General features: G+C 68.4%; 17 protein-coding genes. 10 read left to right on the forward strand and 7 right to left on the reverse strand.

Annotated features, from left to right (window positions below):
- Positions 1 to 246: 246 nt before the first annotated feature.
- From PUT80_RS26450 to PUT80_RS26460, 3 genes are read left to right on the forward strand one after another with little or no spacing between them, the layout of a single operon-like run.
- Complete coding sequence (locus PUT80_RS26450) at positions 247 to 1,680, forward strand: MBOAT family protein (RefSeq protein ID WP_275293861.1); 1,434 nt, start codon at positions 247 to 249, stop codon at positions 1,678 to 1,680.
- Between the two features lie 58 nt (positions 1,681 to 1,738).
- The gene (locus PUT80_RS26455) at positions 1,739 to 2,299 is read left to right on the forward strand and encodes a TFIIB-type zinc ribbon-containing protein (RefSeq protein ID WP_275293862.1); all 561 of its coding nucleotides are present in this window, start codon (positions 1,739 to 1,741) and stop codon (positions 2,297 to 2,299) included.
- A gap of 16 nt (positions 2,300 to 2,315) precedes the next feature.
- On the forward strand, positions 2,316 to 2,681 hold the full coding sequence (locus PUT80_RS26460; protein ID WP_037808158.1) for a hypothetical protein: 366 nt from the start codon (positions 2,316 to 2,318) through the stop codon (positions 2,679 to 2,681).
- Between the two features lie 22 nt (positions 2,682 to 2,703).
- Here the strand turns inward: PUT80_RS26460 and PUT80_RS26465 are convergent, their stop codons facing one another.
- From PUT80_RS26465 to PUT80_RS26490, 6 genes are read right to left on the reverse strand one after another with little or no spacing between them, the layout of a single operon-like run.
- Positions 2,704 to 3,354 carry a class II aldolase/adducin family protein gene (locus tag PUT80_RS26465; protein ID WP_037808161.1) on the reverse strand — a complete coding sequence of 217 codons (651 nt, stop codon included), beginning with the start codon at positions 3,352 to 3,354 and terminating at the stop codon, positions 2,704 to 2,706.
- Complete coding sequence (locus tag PUT80_RS26470; RefSeq protein ID WP_275293863.1) at positions 3,355 to 4,803, reverse strand: FGGY-family carbohydrate kinase; 1,449 nt, start codon at positions 4,801 to 4,803, stop codon at positions 3,355 to 3,357.
- Positions 4,800 to 5,840 (reverse strand): 2-hydroxyacid dehydrogenase, encoded by a 1,041-nt coding sequence (locus PUT80_RS26475; RefSeq protein WP_275293864.1) that lies wholly within the window; start codon positions 5,838 to 5,840, stop codon positions 4,800 to 4,802. The genes PUT80_RS26470 and PUT80_RS26475 overlap by 4 nt, the downstream gene beginning before the upstream one ends.
- Before the next feature lie 53 nt (positions 5,841 to 5,893).
- Complete coding sequence (locus PUT80_RS26480; protein ID WP_037808168.1) at positions 5,894 to 6,349, reverse strand: ribose-5-phosphate isomerase; 456 nt, start codon at positions 6,347 to 6,349, stop codon at positions 5,894 to 5,896.
- Positions 6,349 to 8,034, reverse strand: coding sequence for a dihydroxyacetone kinase family protein (locus PUT80_RS26485; RefSeq protein ID WP_275293865.1), 1,686 nt, complete (start codon positions 8,032 to 8,034; stop codon positions 6,349 to 6,351). The genes PUT80_RS26480 and PUT80_RS26485 overlap by 1 nt, the downstream gene beginning before the upstream one ends.
- A gap of 3 nt (positions 8,035 to 8,037) precedes the next feature.
- A complete protein-coding gene (locus PUT80_RS26490; protein WP_037808172.1) occupies positions 8,038 to 8,721 on the reverse strand; it encodes an HAD family phosphatase in 684 nt (227 codons plus the stop codon).
- 102 nt (positions 8,722 to 8,823) lie between these two features.
- On the opposite strand from PUT80_RS26490, the gene PUT80_RS26495 reads away from it, so the two are divergent.
- The 4 genes from PUT80_RS26495 (at position 8,824) to PUT80_RS26510 (ending at position 13,081) form a co-directional block, all read left to right on the forward strand.
- Positions 8,824 to 9,435 (forward strand): histidine phosphatase family protein, encoded by a 612-nt coding sequence (locus PUT80_RS26495; protein WP_275293866.1) that lies wholly within the window; start codon positions 8,824 to 8,826, stop codon positions 9,433 to 9,435.
- 7 nt (positions 9,436 to 9,442) lie between these two features.
- Positions 9,443 to 10,237: a DeoR/GlpR family DNA-binding transcription regulator gene (locus PUT80_RS26500; protein ID WP_037808176.1), complete on the forward strand. Its 795-nt coding sequence runs from the start codon at positions 9,443 to 9,445 to the stop codon at positions 10,235 to 10,237.
- 76 nt (positions 10,238 to 10,313) lie between these two features.
- Positions 10,314 to 11,645, forward strand: coding sequence for an MFS transporter (locus tag PUT80_RS26505; RefSeq protein ID WP_167754080.1), 1,332 nt, complete (start codon positions 10,314 to 10,316; stop codon positions 11,643 to 11,645).
- Positions 11,642 to 13,081: an FGGY family carbohydrate kinase gene (locus tag PUT80_RS26510; protein ID WP_275293867.1), complete on the forward strand. Its 1,440-nt coding sequence runs from the start codon at positions 11,642 to 11,644 to the stop codon at positions 13,079 to 13,081. The genes PUT80_RS26505 and PUT80_RS26510 overlap by 4 nt, the downstream gene beginning before the upstream one ends.
- A 549-nt stretch (positions 13,082 to 13,630) precedes the next feature.
- Here the strand turns inward: PUT80_RS26510 and PUT80_RS26515 are convergent.
- Positions 13,631 to 15,493: a hypothetical protein gene (locus PUT80_RS26515; RefSeq protein ID WP_275293868.1), complete on the reverse strand. Its 1,863-nt coding sequence runs from the start codon at positions 15,491 to 15,493 to the stop codon at positions 13,631 to 13,633.
- 129 nt (positions 15,494 to 15,622) lie between these two features.
- Between PUT80_RS26515 and PUT80_RS26520 the strand changes: the two genes are divergently transcribed.
- The 3 genes from PUT80_RS26520 (at position 15,623) to PUT80_RS26530 (ending at position 19,432) form a co-directional block, all read left to right on the forward strand.
- Positions 15,623 to 16,852, forward strand: a complete 1,230-nt coding sequence (locus PUT80_RS26520) for a DUF445 family protein (protein ID WP_275293869.1) — start codon at positions 15,623 to 15,625, stop codon at positions 16,850 to 16,852.
- Between the two features lie 132 nt (positions 16,853 to 16,984).
- Positions 16,985 to 18,160 carry a DUF445 family protein gene (locus tag PUT80_RS26525; protein WP_051171477.1) on the forward strand — a complete coding sequence of 392 codons (1,176 nt, stop codon included), beginning with the start codon at positions 16,985 to 16,987 and terminating at the stop codon, positions 18,158 to 18,160.
- A gap of 48 nt (positions 18,161 to 18,208) precedes the next feature.
- Positions 18,209 to 19,432 (forward strand): DUF445 family protein, encoded by a 1,224-nt coding sequence (locus PUT80_RS26530; RefSeq protein WP_037808190.1) that lies wholly within the window; start codon positions 18,209 to 18,211, stop codon positions 19,430 to 19,432.
- Positions 19,433 to 19,469: the final 37 nt, after the last annotated feature.

Raw genomic sequence — 19,469 nt, forward strand, 5'->3', positions numbered from 1 at the left:
CCTGCCCTCTCGCGCACCCACCGCCCTTCCACCCAGCCGCCGCCCCCGGCCTGCCGCCCGCCCCATGAGACTCCCCGCCCCAGCCACGGCGCAGCTCCACGACCCGCCCACTTCCCCGTCGCGAAGGGCGAAATCCCCCCAAATCCGTCACCCTCGGTGATTCGTGCTGTGATCCGTCGGGCATCGCCCCGCGAAGCCACCCGCTCGGGCTAAGGTCTCCTCCGGAACCGAGGGGGTCCGTCACCGATGTCGTTCGTTTCGCCGCTGTTCTTGTGGTACTTCATGCCCGCGGTGCTGATCGCGGTCCTGGTGTGCCCGCGCAGTTGGCGCAACGGCATCGTCGCGGTCGCGAGCTTGCTGTTCTACACGATCGGCGCCGGCCCGTACCTGTTCCTGCTGCTGCTCTGCATGGCGGTGAACTTCCTGGCCGGACCCGCGCTGGAGCCGAGCCCGTGGGACGTCCGCGGCACGCGCCGGAAGCGGATCCTGATCGGCGTCATCACGCTCGACGTCCTCGTGCTCGTCATCTGGAAGTACGCCGGTTTCGCGACGCAGCAGATCGCCGCCGTCGCGCACTGGTTCGGCGGCGACCTGGGCGTCGCGAACATCGTGGTGCCGATCGGCATTTCCTTCTACACCTTCCACCACATCTCGTACGTGGTGGACATCTACCGCGGCGAGCGGCACGCGCTGCGCAACCCGGTGTCGTTCGCCGCGTACATCGCGATGTTCCCGCAGTTGGTGGCGGGTCCCATCGTGCGCTACCGGGAGATCGCCGACCAGCTTCCGCAACGGCGTTCGCACCGGCTGGACGACATCGCGGCGGGCTTCCCGAGGTTCGCGCTGGGCCTGTGCAAGAAGTCGATCATCGCCGACTCGCTCAGCCCGATGGTCGAAGCCTGCTTCTCGACCCCCGCGAACCAGATGACCTTCACGACGGCCTGGCTCGGCGCGATCGGCTACACCCTGCAGTTGTTCTTCGACTTCTCGGGTTACTCGGACATGGCGATCGGCCTCGGCCGCATGCTCGGCTTCCGGCTGCCGGAAAACTTCGCGCGCCCGTACTCGTCGGTGACGATCACGGAGTTCTGGCGCCGCTGGCACATGTCGCTGTCCCGCTGGTTCCGCGACTACGTCTACATCCCGCTGGGCGGCAACCGTTCGGGTGCCGGAAAGACGTACCGGAACCTGTCGATCGTCTTCGTGCTGACCGGTTTCTGGCACGGCGCGCAATGGACGTTCCTGATCTGGGGCTGCTACCACGGCGCACTTCTGGTCATCGAACGCCGCTTCCACCTCGGCGACGCTCCCGCCGGCCAGGTCGCCCGCATCGCCCGCCGCGTGCTGACCCTGATCCTGGTCGTGTTCGGCTGGGTCTTCTTCCGCTCAGCCGATCTGGGTCATGCGCTGTCGATGATCGGCCACATGCTGATCCCGGATTTCGGCGGCCTCGGCGACGTCGTGGAAAGCGCGCTGACGAACCAGCGGCTGGTGATCCTGCTGCTGGCGCTGATCGTGTTCATCCTCCCGGCGCATCCGGTGACCGGCCCGCTGCTGGAATCGTCCCGAAGCCGCGGAGCGACCGCACTGCGCATCGGGGTCATGACGGTGGGCCTGGTTTACGCGGCGATCTTGGTGGCTACCGGGACGTTCAGCCCGTTCCTGTACTACCAGTTCTGATCGCGGAGCCGCGTTATTCCGGTTGACGTCCCGGACAGGCGAACGTCAGGCTTCCCGCATGAGGTCGGCAGCCAGCAACGGCGGGGAGCGGTTTCGCGACCAGCAGCTGTGGATATGGGATTTCACCGCTGACGAGGTGCTGGTTCGTTGCCCTCGTTGTGAGCGCTGCGCGAAAGTCGTCGTCGTACCCGGCGCGCCGCCGACTGAGAGGATCCTGTTCGCCCCGAGACGGCTAGTGTGCGGCCGTTGCGGTCACACTGAGGACGCGCGAAATCCCGTTCAGCCCGCGCCAGCTCCGCCGGGGAACGCGCGCGATCCTTTCCTGCAGCACCCGTTGTGGCTGCAAGCCGACTTCGACGGACATGTGCTGTGGGCCTACAACGAACGACACCTGGACTACCTCGAAGCCTATGTCGCCGCTCGGCTTCGGGAGCAGCAGTTGCCTGCTGACGGCGGGGGTCTACGCCTCATGACCATGCTCGCCACGCTTCCGGCCTGGCTGAAAGCCGCGAAGAACCGCGAACGGATCCTGCGCCGAATCGGCCGGATGCGCGCGACTCTCCGGCCTTCGGCACCCGACGACCGATCCGTCGAGGGTAAGCTTCGCTCATCGCCCTGACGGAAGGCCCGGACCGATGACTGACCCGACCGAGCCGCCAGACCTGTCGTCCACCCCGAACGTCATCCCGTATGTCGACCCGCACGACGGCCCGCGGCGATTGCTCATGATCGACATTTCCACGCACATCTTCCACGCCGGTGCGTACATCCCGATCGCGGGAATCGACGGCCGCCAGTACGTCGTTTCCTGGGGCACCGTGTCGTTCGAGATTCCCGCTGACCGCAACGTCCACGTCAGCGTGCACCTGCAGAGCAACGGCGGGGCCGGGTACACGCCGTCGCCGTTCGCGTCGATTATCTTGTACCCGAATCCGTTGCCGCAACGCCTGTCGACCCAGTTCGTACGGGCAGGCATGGGAGCGCTCGTACCGCTGCCGTAAGTCGCGCCCACGCTCTAGCCAGTCATCGCTGACCGTATCCCTTCAGTTTCTCCACCACGTGCTCGATTTCCGCTGGCGGCAACAGAGCCGGAGTACCGGCGGATCGAGCCGTCAGCCACACCTGGCAGACCCATTCCAGTTGCTGCGCCCGGCTGTACGCACTCCCCAGCGAGTCGCCATAGGTGATCGTGCCGTGGTTGGCCAGGAGGCAACCTCGGCGATCGTCCAGGGCTTGCAGCATCGCATCGGCAAGTTCGGTGGTGCCGTAGGTCGCGTACGGCGCTACTCGAGCCGTCGGACCGATTGCCGCGAGCATGTAGTGGATCGGCGGGACTTCGGTGACCAAAGTGGACACTGCGGTGGCGTGCACCGAATGCGTGTGCACGACCGCGTTCACCGGGGCGGATTCCGGGTCGGTGGCGCGGGTGTACACGGCCAGGTGCATCGGGAGTTCGCTCGTCGGCTTCAGCGCACCGTCGGCGATCTTGCCGTCGAGGTCCACCACGGGAATGTCGGCGGGAGTGAGGGCGGCGTAGTCAACGCCGGTCGGGGTTACCGCGACCAGGTCGCCAGCCCGCGCCGACACGTTGCCTGAGGTGCCGACGACCAAGCCGTCCGCGGTCAGCCGACGGGCGTACTCGCAGACCGCGGCACGCTCGTTCTCCAGGATCATTCACAGCCTCCACAGTCCGCGCGCGGCAGACAGGGAAGCCTGGTAGTCGGCGTAACCGCGCTCGTAGTCAGCCACATTTTCGGGCCGGGCCTCGACCGTTCGCGCGTTCGCGGCCCAGCGATCCCGATCGTACGGCGTTCCGAGCGCGTCCGCGGCGGTGAGCACGGCACCGCGCGCGCCGACGCCGGGATCGCTCGGGATCACGACCGGACGACCGAGTACATCGGCGAAAATCTGCAGCCATTCGGGCGAACGGACTCCTCCGCCGCAGGCGTAGAGCTGTCCCGACAGGCCGGCGGCGTCAAAGCAATGCCTTGCGGCGTAAGCGATCGACTCGCACAGCGCCCGGACCAGGTCGGCCCGGCCGGTTTCGAGGCTCAGCCCAGAGAACTGTGCGCGTGCTCCGGCGTCAACGAACGGCGCGCGTTCCCCCGATACCGAAAGGAACGGCAGCGCGCGGACCCCGCGAGCGCCCGGCTTGCTGTTCGCCAGCAACGGGTCGATTTCCTCGACGCTGATGCCCAGCAACTGGCAAGCCCAATCGATGCCTGCCGTGCCGACCATCGCGGGCATCGCGTGCAGGTACTCGTGCTCGTCCGGCGTGCACAGGAACATGCCCGCGGGTTCCGCTTCGGGATCGAACGTCGGGTCGGAGGTGAGCACCTGACAGGCGAGCGTGGTCCCGGCGGTGAGGATGCCGTCGCCGGGTTTCCGCACGCCAGCACCGATCGCGCTGGCTGGCAGGTCGAACGGCCCTGCGGTGACTGGCAATCCGACCGGCAACCCGAGCAGTTCGGCACCGCGCCGGTCGAGCCGGAACACGGACTTCGCCGGGGCTGGTTTCGCGAACAACGACCGGCGATGTCCCAGCCCGCAGGCCTCGATCGCACCGTCGTCGTAGCTGCGGGTGGCCGGGTTCAGGAACGGCAGCGACGCGTCCGAAACGTCGACCGTGATCTCGCCGGTGAGCCGCTGCAACACCGCGTCCACGCAGTATCCGGCGACTGCGGCACGGTCGAGCACCTCAGGTTCATGGGTGTCCAAATAGGACATAATGGCCGCGGTGCAGCCGGGGAACATGCCGGAACCGGTGCGTCGGAAGACTTCCGCGGTCACGCCGTCGGCCTGCCATTTCGCGAGCACCGTGTTCGCCCGGCCGTCGAGCCACGAGATGGCCGGGTGCACCGCGGCGCCTGCTTCGTCGCGGAGCCAGAGCCCGTCGCCCTGTCCGGTCAAGGCCAACGCGGACACCGGCTCGGGCAGCGCGGCCGCGACCTCGCGCACCACCTTCGCGACCGTGCCGACGACCTGGTCGAGATCCTGTTCGACCCGGCCGCCCGGCAGGTGGTGCACCTCGGACGGCGTGCATGCGCTCGCGATGGAGCTGCCGTCCTCGTCGAACACCACGGCTTTGGTGAGCGACGTCCCGATGTCGACCCCGACAATCACGGCCGCCGCTCCAGTACCTCGGGATTCGCGAGGTTGGCCAGCTGCTCGCCGCGGGCGTACCGGCCGACTTCCGCGGCGACGATCGCTGCCGCTCGCTCGGCGGTCTGCCTGCTCGCGCCGGCGAGATGCGGGGTCGCGATGACGTTGGGCGCGTCGCGCAGCGCCCAGTCCGCCGGCGGCGGTTCGACGTCGTAAACGTCGAGGGCGAGCGCTCCGAGCTGTCCGGAACGCAGGGCGTCGGGCAGCGGCGCGTAGTCGAGCAGGCCACCGCGAGCGGTGTTCACGAGGACCGCGCCCTCCGGCAGGAGAGCGAGTTTGCTCGCGTCGATCAGGTGCCGGGTTTCCTCAGTGAGCCGCGCGTGCAGGCTCACGACTCGGCTCTGCCGGAGCAGCTCGTCAAGCTCGACGAGCTGCGCGCCGTCGGCTGCTACCGCGGCACGGTCGGCATAGGGGTCGGCTACCAGGACGTTCGCCCCGAACGCGACGAGCACCTTCGTGACCCGGGACCCGATTGCGCCGTAGCCGACGAGCCCGACCGTGGTGCCGCCCAGCTCCAGCCCGGCCTGGTCGTACGCGTAGTAGTCGCCGCGCCAGGTGCCGGCGAGCAGTTCAGCCGAGGAGGTCGAGATCCGCCGCATCGCGGCGAGGATCATGCCGACCGCGAACTCGGCCGCCGCGCCCGCGTTGCGTCCCGGCGCGTACGTGACGGCGACTCCGGCCTCGGTGGCGGCGACGAGGTCGACGTTCACCGGCCCGCCGCGGCACACCGACACGAGCTTGAGCTCCGGCGCGGCGGCGAAGACCTTCTTGGTGAACGGGGCCATCTGCGTGACGACGGCCTCGGCACCGGCGAGTGCCTCGATCACCTGGTCCTCGGTACCGCTCGCCTCCAGCACGTTGCCGACCGGCCCGAACGGCTCGACCGGCCACGGCAGCGTCAGCTCGGCGACCTCGTGGCCGCCGCCGAGTTCCGCGCGGACGGCTCCGGCCAGCAGGCCGGGGCTGACGAAGTGGTCTCCCGCAGCGAGAATGTGCAACTCTGCTCCCTCACTCGCTCTGTGCCGATTGTGCGCCACGACGGACGCCTTGGTCAGTGGGCGTTCTCGTATTCGGTGATGTGCGCGACCTTGGTCGCGCTGGCCGAGGCGGGATCGAAGCGGTACCCGACCCATTCGGCCACGATCTTCTTCGCCACCTCAGGGCCGATCGCGCGCGCTCCGAAGGTGATCACCTGGCAGTCGTTCGATTTGATCGACCGCTCGGCGGAGTACGAGTCGTGCGCGACCGTCGCCCGCACGCCGGGCACCTTGTTCGCCGAGATCGCCATGCCGATGCCGGTGCCGCACACCAGGACGCCGCGGTCCGCTTCGCCGCGAGCGATGGCTTCCGCCGCGGCCAGCCCCAGCAACGGGTACGCCCGGTCGTCCGCCGCGTCGGGCACGCCGAGGTCGGTCACCTCGGCGACTCGCTCGTCGGCCTGCAGCAGGTCGCGCAGCTGATTCTTCAGTTCGACCCCGGCGTTGTCCGCCGCTACCACGATGCGCATCAGTCCGCGCTCCTTTCCAGCTCCTCGCCGACTGCCGTGACCAGCAGCGAGAACGACACCGCACCCGGGTCCGAATGACCCTCGCTCCGTTGCGCCAGCCGCGCAGCGCGCCCCTTCGCCGGACGCAAGTGCGCGGTCTCCTGCGCGGCTACGACCGCGGCTCCAGCGGCTTTCCGCCAGGCTTGCACTACTTCCGAGCCCGACTGCTCCCGCAGCGTGGCCCGGAACGGCTCGATCGCGTCGAGCATTGTCTTGTCGCCCAGTTCGGCCTTGCCCAGCTCGCAGAACGCGCGCACCGCACCGTCGACCGCGTCGGCGAGCATTGTCGTGGTGATGTCCCCGGCATCGACACCGCGCAGACCGGCACCGGTCTCCGCCAGCAGCACGCCGTACAACGCGCCCGAGGCACCGCCAGCCGCATCGGCGAACGCCGTACCGGCAGCCAGCAGCGCACCGGAAACCGTGTCCGGCTCGCGCCGCGCGGCAGCGACGGCGGCGCGCATCCCGCGCGTCATGCCGAGCCCGTGGTCTCCGTCCGCGGCCACCGCGTCGAGCCTGCCCAGTTCCGCTTCGTTTTCCTCGATGCTGCGCAGAGCCGCGGTGAGAACCCGGTCGACCACGCTGGTCCCCGGAGCCTCCTCGGTCAGCAATTCGTCCACTGTGGACTCAAGATCGACCGCGGTCAGCTCGGCACCGCTGGTGCGGTAGCCCGGGGTATCGCACGGCGCGGCGTACAACTCGGCCAATTCGTCGTCCAGCACCAGGATCGACAGCGAAACCCCGGCCATGTCGAGCGAGGTGACGAACTCCCCGACCTCGGAATGCACGGGGCTGAGCCCGACCTGGGCGAGCCGTTCGTGCACGCGGGTGTAGGTGACGAACATTTCCTCGTATTTGGTGCGGCCGAGCCCGTTCACCAGCACGACCACGCGGCCATCGCCTTCCGGAAGCTCCGGCAGGAGACCGTCGACCAATTCGTCGGCCAGTTCCGCCGCGGACAACCGGCCCACCGTGCGGACGCCCGGTTCGCCGTGAATTCCGAGGCCCAGCTCCATTTCCTGGTCCGCGACCGTGAACAGGGGCGCGTCCGCGCCGGGCAGCGTGCAACCGCCGAACGCGACGCCGAAGGTCCGCGTGCGAGCATTCGCCTTCGCCGCGACCTCGTACACCGCGTCGAGGCTGTAGCCGCGCTCCGCCGCCGCACCGGCGATCTTGAAGACGAGGAAATCGCCCGCCACGCCGCGCCGTCGCTCCGGTTCGGTCGCCGGGCCGCTCGCGATGTCGTCGGTGACCAGGATGGTGCGGCTCGGGATGCCCTCCGCCGCCAGCCTGCGAGCGGCGAGTCCGAAGTGGAGCACGTCGCCTTGGTAGTTGCCGAAACCGAAGAGCACGCCGGCGCCGTTGTCCGCCGCCCGAGCCGTGCGGTAAACCTGCTCGGCACTCGGGCTCGTGAACACGTCGCCGACGACCGCGCCGTCGGCCAGACCAGGGCCGACGAGACCGGCGAAGGCCGGGTAGTGACCGCATCCGCCGCCGATCACGACCGCGACCTTCGAGCTCGCCGAGGCCTCGCGGCGGACGACGCCGTAGGCGTCCGGCACCTTCTGGACCGTGCGGCCGTACGCGGTGACGAACCCGTCGAGCCACTGCCGCTTGAACGTGTCCGGGGAACCCAAGGTGGTCATGGTTCAGTCCCTCGCAGCCACCGGCTCGCCGGCCAGGTAGGCCAGGAGCTTCAGTCGGACGTCGTCATTGCTCTCGGCCACCGCGCTGGCCAGTTCCAGCGCGTCCGGCTTCGGCGGGTACGTCGGGTTGGGCAGCGCGATCACGGTGAGCCCGGCCGCGGCCGCCGCCCGGATGCCGTTGCTGGAGTCCTCGACCCCGAGGCATTCGCTGCCCGATTTGCCGAGCCGGGCCGCCGCCTCCAGGTACACGTCCGGATTCGGCTTGCCCCGCGCGACCTCGGCGCTGGACACCGTGGCGGTGAACTCGCCGGTGAGCTGATGCTTTTCGAGCACCGCGTCGATCACCCGGCGGGCCGCCGACGACGCGAGCGCGACCGGGACCCGCTCGCTGACCTCACGCACCATCGCACCCGCACCGGGAAGCAGCGGCGCTTCGCCTGCGTCGATCGAGGCGATCATGCCGTCGACCACCGCGCGTTCCACCTCGTCCGCCTGGTCCGGCACCCCGCACCGCCGGGCGAGATAGCCGGCCCATTCGGGCGCGCTCATGCCTTGCACCGAGGCCGTGTCCTCCGCCGTCCACTCGACCTGGTGACGAGCTGCGAAAGCGACCCAGTTCTCCTCCCAGAGGTGTTCACTTTCCACCAGGACACCGTCGAGGTCGAACACCACCGCGTCGAGAGTCATCCACCAGATCCCTTCAGAGAGCGAGCCCGCTTCACACGAGCAATGTTAAGTTAACAGCGACGATGAGAAGTTCGCAAGGGTGTTCACACAAGGAGGGCACGAGTGGGTGCACGGCTGCTGCTCGCCAGGCACGGGCAGACTGAATGGCACGCGGAGAACCGCTACGCGGGCACCAGCGAGGTAGCGCTGACCGAGGAGGGGATCCGCCAGGCGGACGCGCTGGCCGCGTACGCCCGCCGGGTGAAACCGGACGCGCTGTTCTGTTCGCCGCAACGACGTGCCCGGCACACGATCGAACCGGCAGCCGAGGCACTCAACCTGGTCCCGGAAATCATCCCCGACCTGCGGGAGACCTATTTCGGCATCGCCGAGGGCCGCACCCGCGACGAGGTGCGCGAGACCGATCCCGACGCGGTCGAACGCTTCCTCGCCGATCCGATCGCCGGCGCGTTCCCCGGTGCCGACGATCCGGCCGCAGCGGCCAGGCGCGGGGCCAGCGCGCTCCGCTCGATTGCCGCCGCGACCAGCGGAACCGCACTGGTCGTCGCGCACAACACGCTGTTGCGGCTCACCCTCTGCGAGCTGCTCGGCATCCCGCTGTCCCGCTACCGCAGCGTGTTTCCCCGCCTGGACAACGCGGCCGTCACCGAACTGGAGGTGAGCGGTGACCGAACTGCCCTGGTGCGATTCAACCTCCCAGTGGAACCGCGATAATCACGGCATGTCGAGCGAAAAGCCTGCCGCCCATCCCCGCGAGAACCGTCAGCAGAAGCTGACCGAGCACGTGTTCCGGCAGGGTTCGGCGACCATCGGCGAGCTCGTCGACCTGCTCGGCGTCAGCATGATGACGGTGCACCGGGACATCGACGAACTGTCCCGGCGCGGCCTGGTCCGCAAGTACCGCGGCGGGGTCTCGGCGATGCCGTCGACGGTGTTCGAGAGCAACGCCGAATACCGGATGAACGCGCACGTCGACGCCAAACGGGTGATCGCGATGCACGCGGTGGAGCAGGTCGAGCCGGGCATGTCGGTGCTGCTCGACGATTCCACCAGCGCGCTCGCGCTGGCCAGGCTCCTGGTCGAAGTGACGCCGCTGACCGTGGCCACGAACTACCTCGCCGCGATCGACGTGCTCAAGAACGTGCACGAACTGCGGCTGATCTGCATCGGCGGCGACTACTCGCCCACCCACGATTCGTTCCTCGGCATGCAGAGCATCGAGTCGATCGAACGGCTCTCGGTGGACATCGCGTTCGTGTCCACCTCGGCGATGAGCACGTCGATGAGCTTCCACCAGGAGCCCGAGATCGTGATGATCAAGCGGGCCATGCTGGCCGCCGCGCGGCACAAGGTGCTGCTGATGGACCACAGCAAGATGAAGCGCACGGCACTGCACCGGCTCGCGCCGCTGGACGACTACGACCTGCTGATCGTGGACGAGGGTGCCGATCCGCACTACGTCGACGAGATGCGCAGCCGGGTCGAGGTGCAGGTCGCCGAAGACCCTGAGAACTGATCGACTTCATAACACTCTTGCGTGCGAAGTTCACACAGTCCATGATACGTTGGATCTCGACGTCATGGAGGCGTGTATGAACGAGTCGGCAACAGCGGAGTTGCCCAAGTCGGGCTTCGGGCGCTTGCTCACGAAATGGGGGCTGCCCGCACCCCTGTTCCTCGGGTATGTCGGACTGCTCCTGTTCATGATCGGCGACGGAGTGGAATCCGGTTTCATCGCGCCGTACATGGCGGACAACGGCGCGGGTACGGAAATCAAGGCGTCGTACGTGATCACCGTGTACGGCGTCGCGGTGATGCTCGCGTCGTGGCTGTCGGGCGCACTGTCCGAACTGTGGGGCCCGCGGCGGGTCATGATCATCGGCCTGGTCATCTGGCTGGTGTTCGACGCGCTGTTCCTGACGATCGGCCTCGCCGGCGGGAACTACGCGGCGATGCTGATCTGCTACGGCATCCGCGGATTCGGCTATCCGATGTTCGCGTTCGGGTTCCTGGTGTGGATCACCGCGGTAGCCCCGGTCGCCCGGCTCGGCGCGGCGGTCGGCTGGTTCTACTTCGCCTTCACCGGCGGCCTGCCCACGCTCGGCGCGCTCGTCGCCAGCTTCACCAATCCGCTGTTCGGCCACTACGGCACGCTGTGGGTGGCGGTCGTGCTGCTCGGCGTCGGCGGGATCGTGGCAGTGTTCGGCGTCCGGCAGCGCACGGGGTACCGCAGGCTCGCGCCGCCGGACGTGAAACCGGTGCAGAGCCTCGTTTCCAGCGTCTCGATCGCGTGGAAGAAGCCGCGGGTCGGGGTCGGCATGATCGTGCGGGTCATCAACACCGCACCCGAATTCGGCATGCTCGTGTTCTTCCCGACGATCTTCATCTCCCAGATCGGATTCGGGGAAAGCCGCTGGCTGCTGCTTGTGTCGGTGATCTACGGGACGAACATCTTCTTCAACCTGATCTTCGGCGTGCTGAGCGACCGGATCGGCTGGCGCACCACGATTTTCTGGTTCGGCGCGATCGGCTGCGCGATCTCGATCCTGCTGCTGTACTTCGTGCCGGTCGCGATGGGCTCGCAGTACTACTGGCTCGCGCTGATCGTCGGCGCGCTCTACGGTGCGACGCTCGCCGGGTTCGTGCCGATCTCCGCGTTGCTGCCGTCGCTGGCCCCGGAGCACAAGGGCGGCGCGATGGCCCTGCTGAACCTCGGCGCGGGCGCGGCGGCGTTCGTCGGACCGGCGATCGTGTCGCTGTTCCTCGGACCGGCCGGTGCCGCCGGAGTCGTCATCATCTTCGCCGCGCTGTATCTGGTGGCCGCGGTGCTGGTGCGATTCCTGAAGCTCCCTGAGGAAACCGAGAAGGCACTCGCGAGCGACGGCAGCTTGCAAGATGTCGAAGAAAGGGTCAGCACGGCGTGAACGAGCAGGTCTCGGTCGGCATCGACGTCGCCACCGCGGGGGTTCGCGCCTTCGCGGTGCGCGACGGCTCGGTCCTCGCCACCGCATCGGCGTCGCTGCCGGCACCGGTGCGCGCGGACGGTGGCCGCAGCGAACAGGATCCGTCGGCGTGGTGGCCCGCGGTCGGTTCGGTGCTGAACGAGGTCACGGCCGCGCTGCCCGGCCGCGGCGCGGAAGTCTCGGCGGTGGCGATCGCGGCGACATCCGGAACGATCGTCGGAGTCGACGCCGCGGGCGAACCGGTGACGCCCGCGTTGATGTACGACGACCGGCGCGGAGCGGACTACAACGCGAAAGCCGTCGAACTCGGCGCCGGACGGTGGCAGAAACTGGGTTCGAGCGTCTCGCCGACCGCGGCACTCGGCCGGATCGCCTGGCTGGCCGAGCACACCGAGGCGGTCACCGTCCGGCACACGCCGGAGATGATCGCGGCGAAACTGACCGGACATCCGGTCGCAGCGGATTGGTCGCACGCACTCAAAAGCGGTTACGACCCGTTGGCTGGGGAATGGCCGTCCGAAGTATTCGCCGGTCTGGGCGTCCCAGACGGAATGCTGCCGCCGGTGGTCGCACCGACGAGCGTGCTCGGCGAAATCTCGGTGCCGGTCGCCGGGTTGCCTGCCGGATGTCTCGTGGTGGCAGGCATGACAGACGGATGCGCCGGACAACTCGCCGCAGGCGCGGTCGAACCAGGGCGATTTGTGGGAATCCTCGGAACCACCTATGTCCTGAAGGGTGTTACGGAATCGCTCGTGCCGGATCCCACCGGAGTCATGTACAGCCACCGGCATCCAGACGGCTGGTGGCTGCCAGGCGGTGCGTCGAACACCGGCGGCGAGTCCGTTTCGGACAGTCCGCGGCTAGCCGAGTTGGATGCCGCCGCTGCTGCGCACGGTCCGGCCGAGGTCGTGGCTTTCCCGTTGCGGCGCAAGGGAGAACGTTTTCCCTTCGCCCATGGTGACGCCGAGGGTTTCGTCCTCGGCACTCCAACCGACGACGTCGAGCTGCACCGGGCACGATTGGAAGGGGTCGCCTTCCTGGAACGACTCGCCCTGGACCATTTGCGGCGTCTGGGGGTCCCGGTCCGCGAACCGCTCCTTGCCGCCGGCGGTGGCAGCAAGAGTCCTTTGTGGACGCAGATCCGGGCCACGGTGAGCGGGCTTGGGTTGCAAGTCGCACCGCAAGCAGAAACGGGCTACGGCGCAGCACTCCTCGCGGCGGCGGGGTGCACGTCGGGTGGGCTGAGTGCGGTGTGCAAGGGAATGCCGGTGGGGTCGTTGATTGAGCCCGTGCCCGGTGAGTCGGCGGCGATGTTGGCTTCGTACCAACGGTTTTGCCGAGAGCTGCGGGATCGTGGCTGGATTGACGAAGAGCTGTTCACGGTGGCCGCGGGGTGATGCTGCTGGGGATTTTGCGCGGCTGACTGGGACTTGGACCCGATCGTGGGCGCTGCCGGTCGGTTGAGACGGGACAGGTCGATTCCCTGGAAGGTGCGAGGCCGGTCTGGCAGTCCGGCCAGCAAACTGGCGATTCTCGTCGCCGACGAGCTCGCCCAACCGCCAACGAGAGCAGCGAGCTCGGATCCTTGCGCGACCAGCAACTGAACGAGCCATCAGCGCGGCGAAGTCCGGAGGTCTGCAGGCCGAGGCCGAGCTAGAGCGGCGACGCCAGCGGATTCGCAGCCGAGGCCGAGCCAACCCGGCCACGCCAGCAGGCCCGCACGCCGAAGCCGAGGCAGCGCGGCGAAGTCAGCAAACTCGCACGCCGAGGCCGAACCAACCCGACCACGCCAGCAAACTCGCACGCCGAAACCGAACCAACCCGACCACGCCAGCAAACTGGCGGGCCAGAGCCAAGGGCAAGGGCGCGGGCGAAGCCAGCCCGGTCGCTCGCGAGCTGGGCTAGTCGAGACGGCTGGGCTGGTTCGGACGGTGCGGTCGAGGCGGTTAGCTGCGACCTGCGCGCGGGCGGCCGGGGCGGCGGCCGTTGCCGTTGCTGCGAGGGGTCGGCGGTTCGGAGGACTTTGCCGTTTGTTGCGGCCCCGCGGACGACTGGGTGTCTGGGCGCGGGGTCGGCTGGGGCAAAGCCGGTGCGGACGAGCCGGTTGCTGAAGGGGCGTCGGTCGGTGACGTGGTTGATGGCTGGGAAGGTGCGTCAGCCGATGAAGACGTCGAGGTCTGCCCCGGAGCGGCAGTTCCCGAAGGAGCATCCGTCGGCGACGAGGCGGAGGCTTGCGGAGGAGCGGAAACAGCGTCCTCCTCCTGCGAGCCGAGGAAGCGCAACGCCTCCTGGACGGCTTCGTTGGTCGCAGCGATCCGGTCCGCGACCTTGGTGCGCAGGTCCAGGGCCAGGGTGCGGGATTCGGTGGCTTCGGTTTGCTTTTGGAGAGCGTCGGCGAGGGCAGTCTCTGCCTGTGCCTTCTTGATGGCGATCTCTTCCGACGCTCGACGGTCGGCCTCGGCTCGGGCTTGGGCGGCGGCGGCTTCGGCAGCGGCGTCGGCTTCGGCGCGGCGTCGGGCGGATTCCTCGTCGGCGGCTTGGCGGGCGGCTTCGGCTGCGGCGTCTGCCTCGGCGCGGGACTGGGCGGCGGCTTCGTCGGCTTCGGTGCGAATGCGGAGGGCTTCGGCGTCCTTCTCGTCGCGGATGCGGCGGGCTTCGGCGTCGGCGGATAGGCGGGCGTGCTGGGCTTCCGCATCCGCCTTGGCGCGGGCTTCGGCGGCTGCCTCGTCGGCCTGGGTGCGGGCTTCGGCGGCTGCCTCGTCGGCCTGGGTGCGGGCAGTCAAGGCTGCCTGATCGGCTTCGGCGCGGGCTGCTGCGGAAGCCTGGTCTGCCTCGGCGCGGGCGCGGTCGGCGGCTTCGGTGCGCGACGCGATTTCGGCGTCGGCCGCAGCCGTGCGGGTGGTGATGTCCTCATTGGCCGCTGCGGTCCGGGTGGCGATATCCGCGTCGGCGGCCGCAGTGCGCGTCGCGATGTCTTCTTCTGCTGCGGCCAGGCGGGTCGCGATCTCCGAATCAGCCGCTGCGGTCCGGGTGGCGATGTCTTCGTTCGCCGCGGCGGTGCGCGTGGAAATGTCCTCATCGGCTGCCGCGGTGCGGGTCCCGATATCCGAATCGGCTGCGGCCGTCCGGCTTGCGATATCCGCGTCGGCAGCCGCAGTCCGCGTCGCGATGTCTTCGTTTCCTGCCTTCAGTCGCGCTTCCAAGTCCGCCAGGCGGGTCGCGATCTCCTCGTCCGCTGCGGCCGTCCGGCTCGCGATGTCCGCTTCCGCGGCGGCGATCCGGGACTCCAGATCCGCTTGTCGCGCAGCCAGGTCCTGCTCCGCAGCCGCGACGCGGGCGTCCAGGGCCTCCGAGCGTGCGGCCAAAGCGGCGTGGGTCTCCGCTAGCAAACGCTGGCGTTCCGCTTCCGCTTCTTTGGCCGCTTTGTCCGCTGCCCGTTGGGTTTCGTGGGCGTAGCGGTCCGCTTCAGTACGCGTCGAGGACGCGTCCGCTTCCGCGGAGCGGCGCAGGTCGGCGATTTCCTCCTCGGCCAGCTGCACCATCATCCGCACGCGCTCGGAGATCGCGCCGGCACCGGCCGGGCTCGAGGTGACTCGGACCAGTGCGGCCTTCGCCTCGGACAGCTCCGACTGGGCTGTCGTCAGGGCCTTCGTGAGCTCGCCAGCGGTGGCCACCGCCTCGTCGCGGCCGTGGGAGGTCGTCTTGAGTTCGCTGGTCAGCTGGGCGATGCGGGTGTCGACCTGGTGCGGGTCGTATCCCTTCCGGGTAACAGCAAAGGCGGGGTGCTGCGGCTTCTCGGGCGCGACCATCGGGCCACCTTAGTGATCCGGGCACCTGCGGCACGTACCGCCAAACGGCTGTATTACGAAGCGCGAAACCCGACGTCACGCATGGCATCCTGTCCCCCGACGTACCGCGCGGGCGAACGGGGCAGACGCATGGACCTTTCAGCCATCGCCGCCGACCTGGCCGCGCACTGGCACGTGTACGCGACCATGCCGTTCATCGCGGCGCTCATCGGCTACCTGACCAAACGCGTCGCGATCGAGATGATGTTCCGGCCGCTCGAGTTCCGCGGCATCCGGCCCTTCCTCGGCTGGCAGGGCGTCATCCCGGCCAACTCCCGGCGGATGGCCACCACCGCGGTCGACCTGCTGACCAAAAACCTCCTCGACCCACGCGAGGTCTTCGCCCGGCTCGATCCGGAGGAAATGGTCGCGCAGCTGGAAGAACCGCTGCTGAAGGCGGTCGACGAGGTCACCCGCGAGGTGTTCGAGACCTACCAGCCGCGGTTGTGGGAAATGCTGCCCGCTCGCGCGCAGCAACTGCTGGTGGACCGCGTCCGCGCGCAGGCGCCCGTCGTCGTGAAGCGGCTGATGCGGGAAGTGGCGTCGAATGTGGACGAAGTGCTCGACGTCAACGACATGCTGATCAACGCCATGGTCCGGGACAAATCGCTCACCTGCCGGCTGATCCGCGAGGTCGCCGCGCCCGAGTTCCGGTTCATCGCGCGCAGCGGAATCGGCTTCGGATTCGTCATCGGGCTCGTCCAGCTCATCGCGTGGGCGCTCACGAAACAACCGGTGATCATGCCGGTCTTCGGTTTCGTCACGGGCTTCGTCACGGACTGGCTCGCGCTCAAAATGATCTTCTACCCTCGCCAGCCGCGCCGGTTCTTGTTCTTCACCTGGCAGGGCATGTTCCAGAAACGCCGCGCGCAGGTCGCCGCGGACTACGGCGCGTTGATCGCGGAGGAAGTCCTCACCGCGGGGAACGTGCTGGAAGCCGTCCTCACCGGGCCGCGGGCGGACAAGCTGTTCGCGCTTGTCACGCGGGAGGTCCAGCGGACCGTCGACGCGCAGGCGGGCCTGGCGAAACCGCTGGTCGCGCTGGCGGTCGGCGGGCGTGAGTACCAGCAGATGAAGCAGGCCGCGGCGGAGAAGGCCATCGCGTATCTGCCGGAGACCGTGAAGCACGTCGAGAGTTATGCGACCGACGCGCTCGACGTCCGCAACACCATCGTCGAGAAGATGCAGCAGCTGACGCCCCTGGAGTTCGAGGGCATTCTCCGGCCGGCGTTCAAACAGGACGAATGGAAACTGATCGCGGTCGGCGCGGTCATCGGCGGCCTCGTCGGCGAACTGCAGGTGCTGCTCTTCTTGGGATAATCCGCGGCTCTGCCGTCCGTTGAGGGCGGTGGTGGGGAGGATGCGGAATGACGCGCGGGTTACCGTTCCGTAGGCAACACGGAGGGGACGCGCGTGCACACATTCGCCGAGCACTGGCCGGTGTACGTCTCCATGCCGTTCATCGCGGCGCTGATCGGCTACGTCACCAAGCGCGTCGCCATCGAGATGATGTTCCGGCCGCTCGAATTCGTCGGCCTGCGGCCCTTCCTCGGCTGGCAGGGCGTGCTGCCCGCGAACGCCGAGCGGATGGCGACGACCGCGACCGAAATGCTCACCACCAACCTCGTCGACCCGAAGGAGATCTTCGCCCGGCTCGACCCGGAGCAGGTCGCGAAGGAGATCGAACAGCCGCTGCTGCGCGTGGTCGAGGACGTCACCCGCGAGGTGATGGAGACCTACCAGCCGCGGCTGTGGGAAATGCTGCCGTCCGGCGCGCAGCAACTGCTGCTGAAACGCGTGCAGGCCGAGGCGCCGCGCGCGATCACGAAGATCATGCGCGAGATTTCCCAGAACATCGAGGACGTGCTCGACCTCAAGCACATGGTCGTCACGAACCTGGTGCGCGACAAGGCTTTGCTCAACCGGCTGATCCGCGACATCTCGCGGCCGGAAATGCGGTTCATCGCGCGCTCGGGCCTCTGGTTCGGGTTCATTCTCGGCTGCGTGCAGCTGCTGGTGTGGTCGCTGACGAAGTCGCCGATCGTGCTGCCGCTGTTCGGGCTCGGAATCGGCTGGCTGACCGACTGGCTCGCGCTCAAAATGATCTTCCTGCCGCGCGAGCCGAAACGGTTCTTCGGCTTCTACAACTGGCAGGGCGTGTTCCAGAAACGCCGCGACGAGGTGGCCGCCGACTACGGCGACATGATCGCGCGCGAGATCATCACCGTGCCGAATCTGCTGGAAGCCGTGCTGCGCGGGCCGAAATCGGACCGGCTCTTCTCGCTGATCAGCCGCGAGGTGCAGAAGACGATCGACGCGCAGGCCAGCGTCGTGAAGCCGTTCGTCGCGATCGCGGTCGGCACGAAGCGGTTCCAGGAAATGAAGCAGGTCGCCGCCGCGAAGGCCGCCGAGCGGGTGCCGGACACGATCCGGCACGCGGAGACGTACGCGATCAACGCGCTCGACGTCCGCAACACGATCGTGGACCGGATGCGCCGGCTCAGCCCGCTCGAGTTCGAGCAGCTGCTGCGGCCCGCGTTCCGGCAGGACGAATGGAAGCTGATCGCGGTCGGCGCGGTGATCGGCGGGCTCGTCGGCGAACTGCAGGCGTTGCTGCTCCTCGGTTAGCCCGCGCACGCGATACGGTTTCCTTCCGGAACGGGGGAGGGAGACCCGGTGAACGCGGTGCTGGACGACCTCGCGCGGCACTGGCCGGTGTACGTCTCGATGCCGTTCGTCGCCGCGCTGATCGGCTACGTCACCAAACGCGTCGCGATCGAGATGATGTTCCGTCCGCTCGAATTCGTCGGCATCCGGCCGTTCCTCGGCTGGCAGGGCGTGGTGCCGAAGCACGGCGGCCGGATGGCCGCGATCGCGACCGACCTGCTCACCGCGAACCTGCTCGACATCGAGGAGGTCTTCGCCCGCGTCGACCCGGTGATCATCACCCGCGAACTCGAGCAGCCGCTGCTGCGCGCGGTCGACGGGATCGCCCGCGACGTGCTCGAACAGCATCATCCGCGGCTGTGGGAGGTCATGCCCACGCTCGCCCAGGAACTGCTGATCAAGCAGGTGCAGGCAAGCACGCCGCAGTTGGTGCGGGAGTTCCTGGACGAGGTCCGCGACAACCTGGACGAGGTCCTCGACGTCCGGCACATGACCGTCGAACGGCTCACCCGCGACCGCGCGCTGCTGGTCCGGCTGATCCGCGAGACGTCCCGGCCGGAGATGACGTTCATCGCGCGCGCCGGGATCGTCTTCGGCTTCGTGCTCGGCCTGGTCCAGGCCCTGGTGTGGGCGTTCACCCGGCAGCCGCTGGTGCTGCCGATCTTCGGCGGCGCGATCGGGCTGTTCACCGACTGGCTGGCGATCAAGATGATCTTCCTGCCGCGCGAGCCGGTGCGGCTGGGCCGGGTCATCCTGCAAGGCAAGTTCCAGCGGCGGCGCGCCGAGGTCGCCCGGCAGTACGGCGAGCTGGTCGCCAACGAGGTGCTGACCGTCCCGAATCTGCTCGATGCCTTGCTGCGCGGCCCGAAGTCGGACCGGCTCGTGGCGATGGTCGAACGCGCTGTCGGGCACGCAGTGGACGCGCAGGTCAGCGCCGCGAAACCGGTGGTCGCGCTCGCCGTCGGGGCGCAGCGGCTGCAGGAGATGAAGCACGCCGCGGCGCAGCGGGCGCTGGCCGAGATGCCGTTGACCGCGCGATACGCCGAGGGGTACCTGACCGAGGCGATGGACGTGGCGAAGATGGTGGAGCAGCGGATGCTCGCGCTGACGCCGCTGGAGTTCGAGGGCTTGCTGCGGCCGGCGTTCCGGCAGGACGAGTGGAAGCTGATCGCGGTCGGCGGCGTGATCGGGTTCCTCGTCGGCGAGTTGCAAGTCCTCCTCATGCTCGGCTGACTTTTCGGCGGTTGTTCGCGCCGGGCTCACTCGAACT

Source organism: Amycolatopsis sp. La24, assembly GCF_029087445.1.
Taxonomy (GTDB): Bacteria; Actinomycetota; Actinomycetes; order Mycobacteriales; family Pseudonocardiaceae; genus Amycolatopsis; species Amycolatopsis nivea.